Below are 14526 nucleotides of genomic sequence, written 5' to 3' on the forward strand. Positions count from 1 at the left end.
CCAGCGCTGGGGGCGGCGCTGCCAGGAAAACGCTCAACGGACAGTGCCGAAATATCGTTACGGACCTTGGATTGAACGAGCATGTCGCAGCCCTTCAAAGTCGTGGCGTTTAAATTGGATACCCTCTTGCTGGCGCTCGCATTGCATGCGGTAGAGCGCGTCATTCCCATGCAATCAGTCACCATCCTGCCCGGCATGCCCAGCGGTGTCCTGGGCGTGATCGACGTACACGGCCAACTGGTCCCCATTTTTGACCTGCGTGGGCGCTTGGGCTTGGCGCACCGGAAGGTACATCTCAACGACCTCATCATCCTGGTGCACACAACACGCTACCTGGTCGGGATATATGCCGATAGCGTCGAAATCGTCACCAGCTACCCGGCAGAACAGCGGGTGGAAACGGGCGCCCATGTTCCAACGCTACCTTGCATCACCAGCCTGATACACCTGCAGGATGGATTGATCCTGATACCCGATCTGGACGAGTTCCTGTCCTTGAGCGAGGAACTCGCACTCGATACGGCAATGAAGCGCCAATCATGCGGCTCGCCAACCATCAACTAGTCGTCGACCAAGCACTGCTCGCCCAGTTTGCCGACTTCGTTGCCCGGCTGCTCGGCTTGTATTTCGCACCTCACCGCCAGGACGAATTACTGCGCAAGGTCTACGCCATCACTGCAGCGTGGGGTTACCGAGATGCCAATGACTGCATGCGGGACCTGATGGCAGGCGATGCCGATGGCCGTTGGATCGACGACCTGGCACAGTACCTCACCGTTGGTGAAACCTATTTCTTCAGGGAATCCGCTACCTTCGTTGTGTTGGAGCAGCAAGTCCTGCCGCAGCTGATCGCAGCGCGGCGTCAAGCCGGTTGCAACAGCCTGCGGTTCTGGTGCGCGGGCTGTAGCACCGGCGAGGAGCCCTACTCCTTGGCCATGCTGCTGCACCGGTTGTTACCGGATCTATCGGCGTGGCAAGTTTCCATACTCGCAACCGACGTCAACCCGCAGTTCCTGAAGCAGGCGGCCGCCGGTACCTACAAGCCTTGGTCCTTCCGCGGTGTCCAGCCTTCCTGGGTTGCCGACTACTTTGAGGCCAGCGGGCCGGACAAGCTACAACTTCAAGCCCGCATCCGGGACATGGTGTCGTTCTCCCAACTGAACCTGGTCAGTAATGACTACCCTGCCAGCGACAACGGCACCAGCGCCGTGGACCTCATCTTCTGCCGCAATGTGTTGATGTACTTCGATGAGACCGAAGCGCATCGTACCGTCGAAAGACTGCATCAGTCCTTGATCACCGGAGGATGGCTGGTGGTCGCGGCCACGGAAGTGGGACGATCTTACTTTGACCGCTTCCACTGTACGGATTTCGAAGGAATCAGCCTCTACAGCAAGCAGCCTGGCCGGCCAGTTAAGGTACGGGTGCCCACCCGTACTTCAAGCAAGCGGGAAGCCGGATACCGCCCACGCGCCATCGCATCGCCGGCCCGTCCACATGGCACCGGAACGGTAGCGGCAAGCCAGCCGGCGGCAGACAGCCCTTATGCACAAGCAATGTCCCTCTACGAGCAAGGTGACTACGCCCAGGTAGTAGCGGTCTTGTCAGCGCATTGCGCACATACCCAGGCCATGCTGCTGGTCGCCCGTGCCCATGCCAACCGGGGACAACTCACGGAAGCAGCCGAGTGGTGCAGGCAAGCCATCGCCCAGGACCGTTGCGATCCGGCGAGCCACTATCTTCTGTCCACCATACTGGACGAGCAAGGGCATGCTGAAGAGGCCCTGCAAACCCTCAAGCGTGTGCTCTATCTGCAACCAGATTTCGTCCTGGCGCACCTGTCCCTTGGCGCGCTGGGCAAGCGCCTGGGCCACGTCGACGCCGCACGGCATTTTGGCAATGCACTTCGATTGCTCGCCACTCATACCCCCGAGGCGATACTGCCCGAATCGGGTGGCATCACGGTGGCACAGCTGACGACGATCGCACGCATCGGATACGGAGGACCGCGCGATGGCAGGCAAACAGACTAGCGCAATCGACTGGGATGAGCTTCGCAGTCAGATGGCGCAGATCGAAGCCAAGCTACTGCATGACTTCGAGCCTACCGAGGAGGTCCAGCTAAGCATCTTGCAGCAGCGCGCACAATTGATGGCACAAAGGCAAGATGCGCCCAGAGCGGTCAAATACCTCGAGGTGGTGGAGTTTGAGCTAGCCGGTGAGCGATACGCCTTCGAAACCGCCTTCATCCGGGAGGTCCATCCGCTAAGGGAACTGACGTCACTGCCCGGTGCACCAGCTCATCTGCTGGGCGCGATCAACATTCGCGGGCAGATACTTAACGTGCTCGATATTCGCAGCTTCTTCAAACTGCCCATAAGTGGCCGTACAGATCAGGACAAGGTGATCGTCCTGAGTGACGACGGCATGGAGTTCTGTGTACAGGCCGATCGCATCTTGAGCGTACTCATGCTGCCGGAGACTGACATCCAACTGTCTGCAACCCTACTTCCCGGCAATGGTGCCGAATACCTGCACGGTATTACGTCAGACAGGCTGATGGTATTGGACGCGAGAAAGTTCATGCGCAGCCCGGCCATCGTCCTGAATGAAGAAGTGGACAACTAGGCGCCGCGTCGCCTAGTACACGGCACCCAAGAGGCATACGCGATGGCAGACAATGAAGAAAGCCTCTTCAAACGACTACTGGTTACCTTCAAGGCGGAGGCGGAGGAGCGTCTACGGGTAATGCAATCCTTGCTGCAGGCGCTTCAGGCCCCGGACTCGGTCGATCGGCACCCGGCACTGATCGAGGCCCTTTTCCGGGAAGCACATAGTTTGAAAGGGGCTGCGCGGGCCGTGCACCAGACCAACCTGGAGGCCAAGTGCGGCGTGTTGGAGAGCATGCTGGCGCGGCTGAACTACAGTAGCGTCAATGTGTCCGGCGCCTCACTGAACAAACTGTTCCAGAGCATCAATGCACTGGAGTACGCGTTGTCCGGCAAGCCGAGCCCGCGCCCAGGTGACTCGCCAGATGCCAAAGACAAGGCAGGGACGCGGCAAGCCGCCACTTCGCCCGAGCGCTCCACCAAGGACAGGGACCGGCCCACCGCGAGCCTGACGGAGTTGGTCACCAACGAAACTGTTCGCATTTCCACCACGCAGCTTACCCACCTCCTCAATCAGACTGAGGAGCTCTCCTCCTTGCGTTTCAAGGCCTCTCACCTTACGGAGCAGTTGGCCGCCCTGGGAACCGGTCTATCGAATTGGCGCAACGATTGGGGCAAGATCAGCGTTGAAGCCAGGTTGATCCGTCGTCGGCAGCAAAATCAACCGTCTAACAAGGGACAAGGTGAGGGCGAGCAGCGCTTCATCGAGCTGCTCGAAGCCGTCGAACGCGACGTCATGCAGCTCAAAGCGCTGGACGATAAGCTGCTGAAGATCATGCAGATCGTGGAGCAGGACCAGCGCCACACCGCCTCGGTGGTCGACAATCTGCTCGATAACATCAAACAAGCCCTGATTCTGCCGCTGACATCTTGGCTGGAACTCTTTCCCAAGCTGGTGCGCGATCAGGCGAAGGATCTGGGAAAGGACGTGGCCTTCCAGATAACGGGTACCACCGGCATTGAGATAGATCGCAGGATATTGGAGCAACTCAAGGATCCGTTGATCCACCTGGTGCGGAACTGCCTGGACCACGGCATCGAGACCAGTGCAGAGCGCACGCGATGGCAAAAGCCGCCGCAAGCCCAACTGACCATGACGGTACAGCCCAGGGACGGCAACATGATCGAACTCGTCGTCGCGGATGATGGCCGAGGGATTGATCTCGATGAGGTACGGAGCAAGGCGGTACGACTGGGCTTGTTGCAGGAAGAAAGTGCTCCCTCGGAGGCCGAGTTGCTGACGCTACTGTTCGAGTCCGGCTTCTCCACCAGCCCGCTGGTGACAGATATTTCCGGACGCGGCCTCGGACTGGCCATCGTTCGGCAGAAGGTAGAGGCACTGGGCGGGCGTATCGAGATCCAGTCCGAGAAATACGTCGGAACCGCCTTCCATGTCGTTCTCCCTACCTCATTTGCTACGTTTCGCGGGTTGTTGATCACCGTGGGCGAGCAGCAATTCGTCCTGCCATCGAGCAATGTAGCGCGGGTGGCAAGAATAGCGCGCGATACGATCCGGGCGGTCGAGCATCGTGAAACGATCGTGCTCGAAGGACAGGTCATTGCGGTGGCCTGGCTGGCAGATGTTCTGGAGCTGCCCCGGTCCGCCAAGGACGATAGCGACTACCTGGAAGTCGTACTGCTAGGTATGGGCGCGAAGAGCACTGCCTTTGTGGTCGATCATGTCGACGCAGAGTATGAGGTACTGGTCAAGCCACTTGGGCCGCCCATACAGCGCCTACGCAATATCGCCGCGGTGACCATATTGGGTACAGGCCGGATCGTTCCCATACTGAGTGTGACAGACTTGCTGAAATCCGCAGCCAAGGCAGCCAGGGCGGTTGCTGTACCGAATCCCCCGGCCGTCGAAGCAGGGGCCAAGTCGATCATGATCGTTGAAGATTCGATTACCTCACGCTCCCTGCTGCGAAACATATTCGAGATGGCGGGCTACGTCGTAAGTACCGCCTTCGATGGTATCGATGCCCTTACCTCCTTGCGTGCCCGCCACTTCGACCTAGTCATCTCGGACGTGGAAATGCCTCGCCTGGATGGGTTCGGGCTGACCCGCAAGATCCGGCAGGAGCCGAAGTTGAAGAACATGCCGGTGGTGCTCGTCACCACACTGGATTCCAGTGAAGATCGGGCACGGGGCATCGATGTTGGCGCCGACGCGTATATCGTCAAAAGCGGCTTCGACCAAAGCCACCTGCTGGACGTCGTGCAACGATTGCTTTGAAGGTCTGCTCCGGTCATTCGAGCCATCATGCTCAAGGCCGAACTTGGTACCAATAGCCACCGCCTACGGACCAGTCCTGGGCCTGGGCGGCGAGTTCGTCGTTCGCACAGGGACCGCCGATCTCGACGGTAGCATCGGCAATACCCGCAGAAAAAAAGCGACGCCGCCAGCTCGATACCCCCCTTCAGCTGCTGCAGTGACAAGCGTGACTCCTGCTCCACCCGCCTTGTGCCTCGGCGCGCCAATGCTCGCCTGGCCGATAGGCCAGGACGCACTCGCTCAGTTGGCCACGTCGGCCACTTGCGTGGATATCTATGTGCATCCCGGCTGTGGTCGCGGGTTCCGGGCTGCGGGGTAATATGCCACTGCGCCCGGCGTAGCAATTCGCCAGCCAGTTGCCTGTAGGGCTGGTGCCTTTGCCACTCGTCATGCAGCCTCTATAGGTCAGCCTGATCTGGTACCGCGGCCACGATGCCAACAGCAGTCTGCAATGGCTGCGCCAGTAGATAGCCGATGGTGACTTGACCGGGCAGGGTTGAGCCACCATTTATTGAAGATTTGCCCGGTCTGTACTACCCGGCGGCCAACCTTCCGATCTATAACGATGGAGCACCATGCGGGCCATAGAACTCAGACAACTGCGTTACTTCCAGCTACTGGCCAAGGAGCTGCACTTTGGTCGGGCGGCCGAGCGCGCCTTTGTCTCGCAACCCGCCCTGAGCCAGCAGATCGCCAGCCTGGAGGAGCGGCTGGGTGTGCAACTGTTCGTGCGTGAACGGCGCGGGGTCACCCTGACCTCGGCAGGGCAAGTGTTGCTCGACGGTGCCGAGCAGATCCTGGGCCTCTTGGAGCGCACCGTGCAGCAGACCCGGCAAGCGGCCGAGGGGCATGCCTTCCAGATCTCCATAGGCCTCGTGGAATACACCAACCTCGCCTTCGTGCCGCCGGCCATGATCAAACTGCAGCGGCTCTACCCAGGCATACGCATACTGCGCCACGAGATGAATGGCAGCCAGCAGGTGCAGGCGCTACGCAGTGGGCAGATCGACGTGGGCTTTGGCGTGGCATTGGGCTCACTGGAGGGGACCGGCGTATCGGGCTACACCCTGCTGGAATCGGGCTGGGCGCTGTTGATGCCGGAGGATCATCCGCTGGCTGCACAGGACGATGTCGCCGTGGCCGACCTGGCCGGTCTATCGCTGATCATCTTTGCACCACAGATCAACGAACCCTTGTACGAGGCCATCGTGGCGCAGTGCCGGCGCGAAGGTTTTACGCCGAATTTCGTCTACGAAACCATCCAGGCCCAGGTCGGCATCAACCTCACGGCCCAGGGCATGGGCCTGATGCTGGGTACCCCCTATGTCTTCAACACCCCGCCAGCCGGACTGACCTACCGGCGGGTGCGCGATATGGGTGCGCTGAATGTGAACGTATTCTGGCGGACCGACGAGAACTGCACACTGGTCCTCGACCTCGTGGACCTGGCCAAGGAAGAGAGCCTGCGCCTGGGTGCACCCGACGCCTGGCTCAGCAACTAGGCCGCCCTTCTCGATAAGAAAAACTTATCGATACGAGCCCTCATTCCGATTGGCCGGCGCCCCAGCTGCGCGCGCAAGCTTCGCCCTGTTCGATACGGCGGTCGCCGTATCCGGTCCGGGTGAGGCCAATAGGCAGCGCCGTACCGCAAGTCTTATCGCTACGGGAGCTAGTCATGTCCACCACCACTTCAACGCTTACCCCCAACCTCGCGCGGATATTGGCGCTGTGCTGCGGCATGGCCATTGCCAGCGCCTACTACGCCCAGCCACTACTGCCTGAGATCGGCCAATCGCTGGGCATGCCGATTGCCGACATGGGCCTGATCCCCATGCTCACGCAGATCGGCGTGGGCATGGGGGTACTGCTGTTCCTGCCGCTGGGCGACGTACTCGACAACCGCAAGCTGATCGTGGCCCTGCTCTCTGCCCATGCCGTCGCCCTGGCCCTGGTCGCCACCGCCAGCAGCGGTGCCATGCTCGCTATCGCCAGCGCCCTGCTAGGCCTCAGCACCGTGGTGCCCTATCTGCTACCGCCCATGGCGGCACGGTTGAGTGATGACAGCCGGCGGGGTCAGGTCACCGGTCTCTTGGCCAGCGGTATCTTCGGCGGCATCCTGCTGTCGCGCACCGTCAGCGGCTACCTCGGTTATGTGGCGGGCTGGCGCAGCATCTATTGGCTGGCAATCGGGCTGACCATCCTGATGGCCGGCCTGCTCTACCGCCGTCTCGGTAGCGTGAGCGGCATCGCCCCCAGCGGCCAGGGCCTGCGCTACCCGGACCTGCTGCGCTCCTTGGCGACGGTGTTCCGGCTGGAGCCTAGCCTGCGCCGGGCGGCCTTGACCCAAGGGCTGATCTTTGGCGGCTTCAATGCCTTCTGGGTGACACTGTCCTTCCACCTGCAATCGCCGGCCTTCCAGCTACCCAGCTATGTGGCAGGCCTCTTTGGCGTGATCGGTGTGGCGGGCGCCTTCGCCGCCCCACTCTTCGGCCGTCTTGCCGACCATAGGGGTCCCGTCTTTGCAGTACGGATGGGCACAGCCATGGCCGCCGCAGGCTGGCTGCTGTTCGCCGGTTTTGGTTACCACCTGGCTGGGCTGATCGTGGGCGTGGTGCTGCTGGACCTGGGCGTGACCGCCTCGCATGTGGCCAACCAGACCATCATCTATCGCCTGGCTCCTGCGCTACGTAGCCGCATCAGCACCCTCTACATCCTGGGTGCCTTCACGGGCGGTGCGTTGCTGTCGCGGCTGTCGACGGTGGTCTATGCGCATACCCACTGGCTAGGCGTTTCCATGCTGGGCCTGGCAGTCAGCGTAACGGCCCTGCTGGTCAACCTGATGCCGCTGACGCAGGCACGCGCCGAGCCCTGCCCGGCTTGCTAATGCCTGTCAGCGGGAACCTCAGGCGCTGTCTGTCGCAACCGGCAAACCCTCGATCTTCCAGCGCAGCATACCGCCAGCGAGGTTGGCCACCTTGCCAAAACCCGCCTTGCTGAGCAGTACGCAGGCCTGGGCCGAGCGCACGCCGGAGCGGCAGACAGCCACCACCGGACGCTCCCGGTCCAGTTGGTCCAGGCTGCCGGTGAGCTGGGATAGCGGCACCAGTCGGGCCCCCGGGAGATGGCCCAGGCGGTCGATGAATTCCGGTGCTTCGCGCACATCCAGGATCTGCAGGCCCGCCATATGCTCCAGCAGCGCCATGGGCTCGATCTCCCAGACGCCGCTGAAGCGCAAGGTGAGCGGCGCCCAGTCGGGCGTCTCCGGCAGTACGGCGTCGCCCTCAGGCTGGCCGCAGCGCAGGTTGGCCGGCACCGCCACGGCCATCTGCTTGGGATGTGGCAGGTTGAGGTTGTTCATATGACCGGTGAAGTCGCCCACATCGACATCACCACCCAAGCGCGGGTTGTAGCGGCGTTCCTCGGCCACGCTGGTGACGGTGATGCCCCGGTAGTCGTGCGCCGGGTAGAGCAGGCACTCCCCGGGCAAAGTCAGCAGTTGCTCGTGCACCGAGGCAAACAGCTGCTGCGGGCTGCCCTGCTGGAAGTCGGTACGGCCGCAGCCACGGATCAGGAGGCTGTCGCCGGTGAAGGCCATGCTTTGGTCATCCAGCACGTAGCTCAAGCAGCCATTGGTATGACCCGGCGTCGCGCGTACCGTCAGGTAGCGGCCGCCGAAATCGATACGATCACCATGACGCAGCGGCCGGTCCAGCCCGCTGGCACCGGCCACCTCGGCCAGGGCGATCTGGCTGCCGCAGCGCTGCTGTAGGCGCCAGGCTCCGGTCACATGATCGGCATGCACGTGCGTATCGAGCGTGGTCTTGAGCTTGAGACCCAGTTCCTGCAGCAGGGCCAGGTCACGGGGGACCTGCTCGTAGACTGGGTCAATCAGGATGGCCTCGCCGCCGTCACCAAGCAGATAGGTATAGGTGGACGAGGTGGGGTCAAAAAGCTGGCGGAAGATCATCGTCCAGAACTCCAAAATATAAGGGCAGACCGGCCCATGTCAGGCCTACCGCCAGTGTCGGACAAAGAGAGGCAGAGTCTCGGTGATAAACCTCACCAAGCCCGTAAAAAATCTGCCGTCTAAAGGTTCACGAATTTCTTCATCGCCTCGGCATCCAGCACATGCACCTGGCCACGCTCCAGCCGTACCCAGCCCTTGTGCTCAAAGTCCTTCAGCAGGCGGCTGACCAGCTCGCGAAAGCTGCCCAGCTCGTCGGCAAGGGCCTGGTGGGTCAATGCAACGGGGCTGGGTCGCGCAACCAGAAAGGCCGCCAGGCGCTGATCCAGCTTCTGGAAGGCGACGGCAGTGACCAGGTTCATGAGCTCGGTCAGCCGCTCAGAGAAGCGGTTGAACACCTGGTTGCGAAATACCTCCAGCTGCGAGAAAAGCTGCTTGAAGCTGCCAGGTGGCAGTACCACCAGTTCCGTGTCTTCCTGCGCCACGCCGCGTGCCTGATAGGGGGCATTGGACAAGAGGCAGCTGCTGGTGAGGATGCAGGTCTCGCCCGGCAGCACATGGTAGAGATACAAATCCCGCCCGCTTGGGGATGACTTGAGTACTCGTACGCTGCCCGAGATCAACAGGGGGAAGCCCATGCAGGGCTGGTTCTCGTCGAACATCAAGGCCCCGCGCGGCACCTTCATATAGCTGCTGTTGGCAAACAGCCTTGCCCGCTCTGCCTCGGGCAGCTCCGCCAGCAGCGGGTAGAGGGCCAGTACCCTGGTCTGGATAGCGGTATCAATCACAAGCGTCCTCCTTTTCTCGCATTGTTAAGGACGGCCTCCTTAGCCATACAGCGAGGCAAGCGCAGCACCCAATTTTTAGCCTGAAGCAAGCAATGTGTCCGTTTTTTTCATTTTGCCCCCGACACCTGTCACAAACCACAGCGCTCCCTCGTCTTATCAGCAAGGACGACCGCTTTGCGGTGACGTCCCTCAACCAGACTGTGGAAGGGAATCAATATGAAGATCGTCATCATTGGTGGTACCGGGCTGATCGGCAAGAAATTGCAGGCCCTGCTGGTGCAAGCCGGCCACGAGGTCGTGGCTGCATCGCCCTCGCGGGGCGTCAATGCCGTGACAGGCGAAGGCCTTGCGGCAGCGCTGGCCGGCGCGGACGTGGTGGTGGATGTATCGAACTCGCCCTCCTTCGAGGACGAGCCGGTGCTGCGTTTCTTTACCGATTCCACCCGTAATCTGACCGCAGCGGCCAAGGCGGCCGGCGTGCGGCATCTGATCGCTCTCTCGGTGGTCGGTGCAGAGCGGCTGCCAGCCAGCGGCTACCTACGTGCCAAGGTGGCGCAGGAAACGCTGTTGCGCGAGGGTGGTGTGCCCTACAGCATTGTGCGAGCCACACAGTTCTTCGAATTCCTCGGCGCCATCGCCGAATCCAGTGTAGTGGAGGGTGCCGTGCGGGTGACCTCGGCGCGGCTGCAACCCATCGCGGCCGACGACGTGGCGCAGGCGCTGGCCGACCGGGTCTCCCTGGTGCCGCTCAACGGTGTGTGTGAGATCGGCGGGCCACAGGCGCTTGGCCTGGACGAATGGATGCGCCGTTGGCTGGCTGCCAGCAACGATCATCGCGAGGTGGTGCGCGACGATGCCGCGCCCTACTTCGGTACCCCCTTGCAGCCGAGCTCGCTGGTGCCGGCCGGCGAGGCCTGGACCGGCAGTACCACCCTGGCCAGCTGGTTGGCACGGCAAGCGGCCTGAAGCCTGCAACATGGCAGGCTATGATCCTGTAACAAATAACAGGAACATCGCCCGCCATGGCCTTGCATATCGAAACCCCCTTGCTGGAGTCGCTGCCGCTCTCGGCACGGCTGGGCAAGGAAGTCTGGCTCAAGATGGAGGCGCTGCAACCCAGCGGCTCCTTCAAGACCCGCGGCATAGGTCACGCCTGCAGCGTGTACCGGGAGCGGGGAGCGCAGCGGTTTATCTGTTCATCCGGCGGCAATGCCGGCCTCGCGGCCGCCTATGCTGGGCGGCGGCTGGGGGTACCGGTATTGGTGGTGGTGCCTGAGACCACCAGCGCACGGGCCAAGGCGCTGATCGAGCAGGAAGGTGGCCAGGTGCTGGTGCACGGTCGCTCCTGGCAAGAAGCCAACGACTTTGCGCTGGCGCAGTTGGGCAGTAGCGACGCCTATATCCACCCCTTTGACGACCCCTTGCTGTGGGAAGGCCACGCCACCCTGGTGGACGAGCTGGCCAGCTCAGGCATGCAGCCGGACGCCATCGTGCTCTCGGTCGGTGGCGGTGGCCTGCTTTGCGGAGTGATCGAAGGCTTGCACCGCAACGGTTGGAGCGAGGTACCGGTGGTCGCGGTCGAGACGCTGGGGGCCGATTCACTCTCCCAGGCCCTGCGCGCGGGAGAACGGGTGACCCTGCCCGCGATCAGCAGCATCGCCACCTCGCTCGGTGCCCGACAGGTGGCGGAAGCGGCCTTGCTACGCGCGCAGCAGCACAAGGTGGAGAGCGTGGTGGTCACCGATGCCGCCGCCGTGGCCGGCTGCTTCACCTTGCTGGAAGAGCACAGGGTAGTGGTGGAACCCGCTTGCGGGGCATCGATCGCTGCTCTGAATGCGGGTAGCGCCGTACTGGCCGCGGCTGGGCGTATCCTGGTGGTGGTCTGCGGTGGCGTAGGCGCCAGCCTGGCGCAGCTCAACGCCTGGCGCGGGAGTTAGTGCCGCACTCCCCTTCCGGGGGTGGGTAAAACGTACGACTTGATCGAATGTTGCGGGCAAGGGGATGGCACGTCTGCCGAGGCAGCCAGGCCTAGCATGAGTCCCCATGAGGCCGGAAGTTAGAGCACGCCGTTGCTCCACTGGCCGACAGCCACCCCAACCGGAGATCACCATGCGCCGCAACCTTATCCTCACCGCGCTCGCCGCCATACTGACCGTGGGCGGTTTCAGCAGTCAGGCCGCCAGTACGCCCGCCGCAACCACTACCCAAACCGCCGGCAAGATCGAGGACGGCAAGCTGGAGGTCAATGGCGTGCGCTACCACTACCTCCTGGCCAAGGGCCAAGGCACGCCCATCGTGCTGTTGCACGGCTGGGCCTCAACTTCCTATATGTGGCGGCATGTGATGCCGCAGTTGGTGGCACGTGGCCATACCGTACTGGCGCCGGACATCCGCGGCCTGGGCGACACGGCCAAGCCGGCGACCGGCTACGAGAAGGCCATCGTGGCCGAAGACATCCACGCCCTGGTAGCCAAGCTGGGCCTGGGGCCCGAGGTCTACGTAGTCGGCCATGACCTGGGTGGTATGGTGGCCTATGCCTACGCGGCGCAGCACCGCAGCGAGGTTGCCCGGCTCGCCATCCTGGATGTACCGCTGCCCGGCATCGAGCCCTGGGAGCAGATCACCCGCTCGCCACGTACCTGGCACTTCCGCTTCTTTGCGGTGCAGGATGTGCCAGAGATGCTGATTGCTGGCCGCGAACGGGAATTCCTCAAGTGGTTCCACAATTCGGAGTCGGTCAACGCCAGCGCCTTCAGCAATGAGGTGGAAGAGGTCTACGCCCGCGAATATGCGGTACCCGGCGCGCTGCGCGCCGGCTTTGAGTACTACCGTGCCTTCCCGCTGGATGCCAAGACCAACCAGCAATTCGCCCAACAAAAGTTGACCATGCCGGTACTGGGTGTGGGGGGAGACCAGAGCTTTGGCCCCATCATCGGCGAGCACCTGAAGCAGGTGGCCGACCATGTCGAGGTGGTCCAGATCGCCAATTCTGGCCACTGGGTGGCGGAAGAACAACCCGCAGCCGTGGTGAGCGCCCTCACCCGCTTTATCCCCGCGCCGGGCAAGTAAGGCAGCGCAAACGACAAGGCCCCGCCTGAGCGGGGCCTTGTCCATTTGACCTCAAGCTAGCTTGCAGACTTCATGCTGCCGCGCTCGAGGAAGCGCTCGTGCCAGGACAACGCCTCACCCAAGAGATGGGGCGTGTGCTTGCCTTTGCTATCTCGGCATGCGCGCTCGAAATAGTCCTGCAGCAGGGGGCGGTAGTCCGGGTGGGCGCAGTTCTCTATCACCAGTTTGGCGCGCTGCTTGGGCGAGAGGCCGCGCAGGTCGGCGAGGCCCTGCTCGGTGACGATCACGCTGACATCGTGCTCGGTATGGTCGACATGGCTGACCATGGGTACGAGGCAGGAGATGGCGCCGTTCTTGGCCGTGCTGGGAGTGACGAAGCAGGACAAAAAGCCATTGCGGGCAAAGTCGCCCGAGCCACCGATGCCGTTGATGATGCTGGTGCCGGCTACATGGGTGGAATTGACGTTGCCGTAGAGGTCGGCCTCCACCATGCCGTTGATGGCAATACAGCCCAGCCGGCGCACCAGCTCGGCATGGTTGGAGATCTCCTGCGGCCTGAGCACGATACGACTGCGATAGTGCTCGATATTGCGACCGAACTCCACCACCCCGGCCGGGCTCAAGGACAGCGCGGTGGCCGAAGCCATGCGTATGGTGTCGGTGCGGATCAGGTCCAGCATGCCGTCCTGGATCACCTCGGTAAAGGCGGTCAGCTGCTCGAAGCCGCCCGCGCGCAGACCACCCAGTACGGCATTAGCGATATTGCCCACGCCAGACTGCAGCGGCAGCAGCTGCGGGCCCAGCCGGCCCTGGCGGATCTCGTGGCGCAGAAATTCCACCAGGTGGCCGGCGATCTGCAGGCTGGTTTCGTCCGGCGGGCTGAAGTTGCCCAGGCGGTCCGGGCCGTGATGCTCGACTACGGCCACGACCTTGGCCGGGTCTACCCGCAGATAGGGCTCGCCGATGCGGTCCCCGGGGTGCAGCAGGGGTATGGGCTTGCGGTCCGGCGGCAAGGCGGTGCCGTAGTAGATGTCATGCATGCCATCGAGCCCCATGGGCTGGGCACTGTTGACCTCGATGATCACCTTGTCGGCGAGGTCCAGCCAGGTCTTGTTGTTGCCGACCGAGGTGGAGGGAATCAGCCGGCCGTCCGGCAGAATGCCGGCGACCTCGACCACCGCCATATCGAGCTTGCCCAGAAAACCAAACCAGGTGTACTGCGCCACCTGGCCCAAGTGGATATCCATGTACTCGATCTCGCCGCGGTTGATGCGGACACGCAGCTCAGGGTCTGACTGGTAGGGCAGGCGGAAGTCGATACCGCCCACCTTGGCCAGCGCGCCATCGAGCTCGGGGGCGGTGGAAGCACCGGTCAGTATGCGCAGGGCAAACTGCTCGCCCTTGGCATGGGCCGCCTCGATCTGGCCAGCCAAGGCGAGCGGCACGGCCTTGGGGTAGCCGGAGCCGGTAAAGCCGCTCATGCCCACGGTCATGCCGGGGCGGATAAAGGCGGCCGCTTCGGCAGCGGGCATCAATTTGGCGGCGAGTTGCTGAGCTTGGATACGCGGGGACATCGGGTCTTACTTCTGCGGGTTGCCTGCCGGGGCATGCCTGGGATTGTAGACAGCGGCCAGCGGACATCAGGGAGACTGCGCCGGGCGGCAGCAGTTCAGATAAGTGCTTGTTTATATTGTTTTCGCCGAATACCACCCGACTGTAGTAGGCGGCGCAACAAAGGCCATAGCAAGCGGGTCCCACGAT

Annotated in this window: 12 protein-coding genes; 9 read left to right on the forward strand and 3 right to left on the reverse strand. The window is 62.5% G+C overall.

Features of this window, described 5'->3' with window-relative positions:
- Positions 1–81: 81 nt before the first annotated feature.
- The 6 genes from VIM95_RS00680 (at position 82) to VIM95_RS00705 (ending at position 7828) form a co-directional block, all read left to right on the forward strand.
- Complete coding sequence (locus tag VIM95_RS00680) at positions 82–564, forward strand: chemotaxis protein CheW (protein WP_331981561.1); 483 nt, start codon at positions 82–84, stop codon at positions 562–564.
- Positions 540–2033: a CheR family methyltransferase gene (locus VIM95_RS00685; RefSeq protein WP_331981564.1), complete on the forward strand. Its 1494-nt coding sequence runs from the start codon at positions 540–542 to the stop codon at positions 2031–2033. Before VIM95_RS00680 ends, VIM95_RS00685 begins: the two co-directional genes overlap by 25 nt.
- A complete protein-coding gene (locus VIM95_RS00690; RefSeq protein WP_331981567.1) occupies positions 2014–2628 on the forward strand; it encodes a chemotaxis protein CheW in 615 nt (204 codons plus the stop codon). Before VIM95_RS00685 ends, VIM95_RS00690 begins: the two co-directional genes overlap by 20 nt.
- Positions 2629–2670: 42 nt before the next feature.
- Positions 2671–4905 (forward strand): hybrid sensor histidine kinase/response regulator, encoded by a 2235-nt coding sequence (locus tag VIM95_RS00695; protein ID WP_331981570.1) that lies wholly within the window; start codon positions 2671–2673, stop codon positions 4903–4905.
- 614 nt (positions 4906–5519) lie between these two features.
- Positions 5520–6446, forward strand: coding sequence for a LysR substrate-binding domain-containing protein (locus tag VIM95_RS00700; protein WP_331981573.1), 927 nt, complete (start codon positions 5520–5522; stop codon positions 6444–6446).
- Between the two features lie 173 nt (positions 6447–6619).
- Positions 6620–7828 carry an MFS transporter gene (locus VIM95_RS00705; RefSeq protein WP_331981576.1) on the forward strand — a complete coding sequence of 403 codons (1209 nt, stop codon included), beginning with the start codon at positions 6620–6622 and terminating at the stop codon, positions 7826–7828.
- 18 nt (positions 7829–7846) lie between these two features.
- On the opposite strand, the gene VIM95_RS00710 is transcribed toward VIM95_RS00705, so the two are convergent.
- The gene (locus VIM95_RS00710) at positions 7847–8911 is read right to left on the reverse strand and encodes an MBL fold metallo-hydrolase (protein WP_331981579.1); all 1065 of its coding nucleotides are present in this window, start codon (positions 8909–8911) and stop codon (positions 7847–7849) included.
- A 119-nt stretch (positions 8912–9030) separates the two neighbouring features.
- Positions 9031–9696, reverse strand: coding sequence for a Crp/Fnr family transcriptional regulator (locus tag VIM95_RS00715; protein ID WP_331981583.1), 666 nt, complete (start codon positions 9694–9696; stop codon positions 9031–9033).
- A 216-nt stretch (positions 9697–9912) separates the two neighbouring features.
- On the opposite strand from VIM95_RS00715, the gene VIM95_RS00720 reads away from it, so the two are divergent.
- The 3 genes from VIM95_RS00720 to VIM95_RS00730 all read left to right on the forward strand — a co-directional run bounded on the left by VIM95_RS00720 (position 9913) and on the right by VIM95_RS00730 (position 12765).
- Positions 9913–10662 carry an SDR family oxidoreductase gene (locus VIM95_RS00720; RefSeq protein ID WP_331981586.1) on the forward strand — a complete coding sequence of 250 codons (750 nt, stop codon included), beginning with the start codon at positions 9913–9915 and terminating at the stop codon, positions 10660–10662.
- 56 nt (positions 10663–10718) lie between these two features.
- Positions 10719–11633 carry a pyridoxal-phosphate dependent enzyme gene (locus VIM95_RS00725; protein ID WP_331981589.1) on the forward strand — a complete coding sequence of 305 codons (915 nt, stop codon included), beginning with the start codon at positions 10719–10721 and terminating at the stop codon, positions 11631–11633.
- A gap of 172 nt (positions 11634–11805) precedes the next feature.
- A complete protein-coding gene (locus tag VIM95_RS00730) occupies positions 11806–12765 on the forward strand; it encodes an alpha/beta hydrolase (RefSeq protein WP_331981592.1) in 960 nt (319 codons plus the stop codon).
- A gap of 56 nt (positions 12766–12821) precedes the next feature.
- Here VIM95_RS00730 and VIM95_RS00735 read toward each other — a convergent pair whose 3' ends face one another.
- Entirely contained in the window at positions 12822–14339 is a 1518-nt protein-coding gene (locus VIM95_RS00735; protein WP_331981595.1) for an acetyl-CoA hydrolase/transferase family protein, read from the reverse strand.
- Positions 14340–14526: the final 187 nt, after the last annotated feature.

Source organism: Chitinimonas sp., from assembly GCF_036568685.1.
Lineage (GTDB): Bacteria > Pseudomonadota > Gammaproteobacteria > Burkholderiales > Chitinimonadaceae > Chitinimonas.

Excerpts from the sequence above, each read along its gene's own strand:
- VIM95_RS00705 (WP_331981576.1), top strand. The coding sequence starts at position 6,620 with ATGTCCACCACCACTTCAACGCTTACCCCCAACCTCGCGCGGATATTG.
- VIM95_RS00710 (WP_331981579.1), bottom strand. The coding sequence starts at position 8,911 with ATGATCTTCCGCCAGCTTTTTGACCCCACCTCGTCCACCTATACCTAT.
- VIM95_RS00695 (WP_331981570.1), top strand. The coding sequence starts at position 2,671 with ATGGCAGACAATGAAGAAAGCCTCTTCAAACGACTACTGGTTACCTTC.
- VIM95_RS00690 (WP_331981567.1), top strand. The coding sequence starts at position 2,014 with ATGGCAGGCAAACAGACTAGCGCAATCGACTGGGATGAGCTTCGCAGT.
- VIM95_RS00730 (WP_331981592.1), top strand. The coding sequence starts at position 11,806 with ATGCGCCGCAACCTTATCCTCACCGCGCTCGCCGCCATACTGACCGTG.
- VIM95_RS00735 (WP_331981595.1), bottom strand. The coding sequence starts at position 14,339 with ATGTCCCCGCGTATCCAAGCTCAGCAACTCGCCGCCAAATTGATGCCC.
- VIM95_RS00720 (WP_331981586.1), top strand. The coding sequence starts at position 9,913 with ATGAAGATCGTCATCATTGGTGGTACCGGGCTGATCGGCAAGAAATTG.
- VIM95_RS00685 (WP_331981564.1), top strand. The coding sequence starts at position 540 with ATGCGGCTCGCCAACCATCAACTAGTCGTCGACCAAGCACTGCTCGCC.
- VIM95_RS00725 (WP_331981589.1), top strand. The coding sequence starts at position 10,719 with ATGGCCTTGCATATCGAAACCCCCTTGCTGGAGTCGCTGCCGCTCTCG.
- VIM95_RS00700 (WP_331981573.1), top strand. The coding sequence starts at position 5,520 with ATGCGGGCCATAGAACTCAGACAACTGCGTTACTTCCAGCTACTGGCC.
- VIM95_RS00680 (WP_331981561.1), top strand. The coding sequence starts at position 82 with ATGTCGCAGCCCTTCAAAGTCGTGGCGTTTAAATTGGATACCCTCTTG.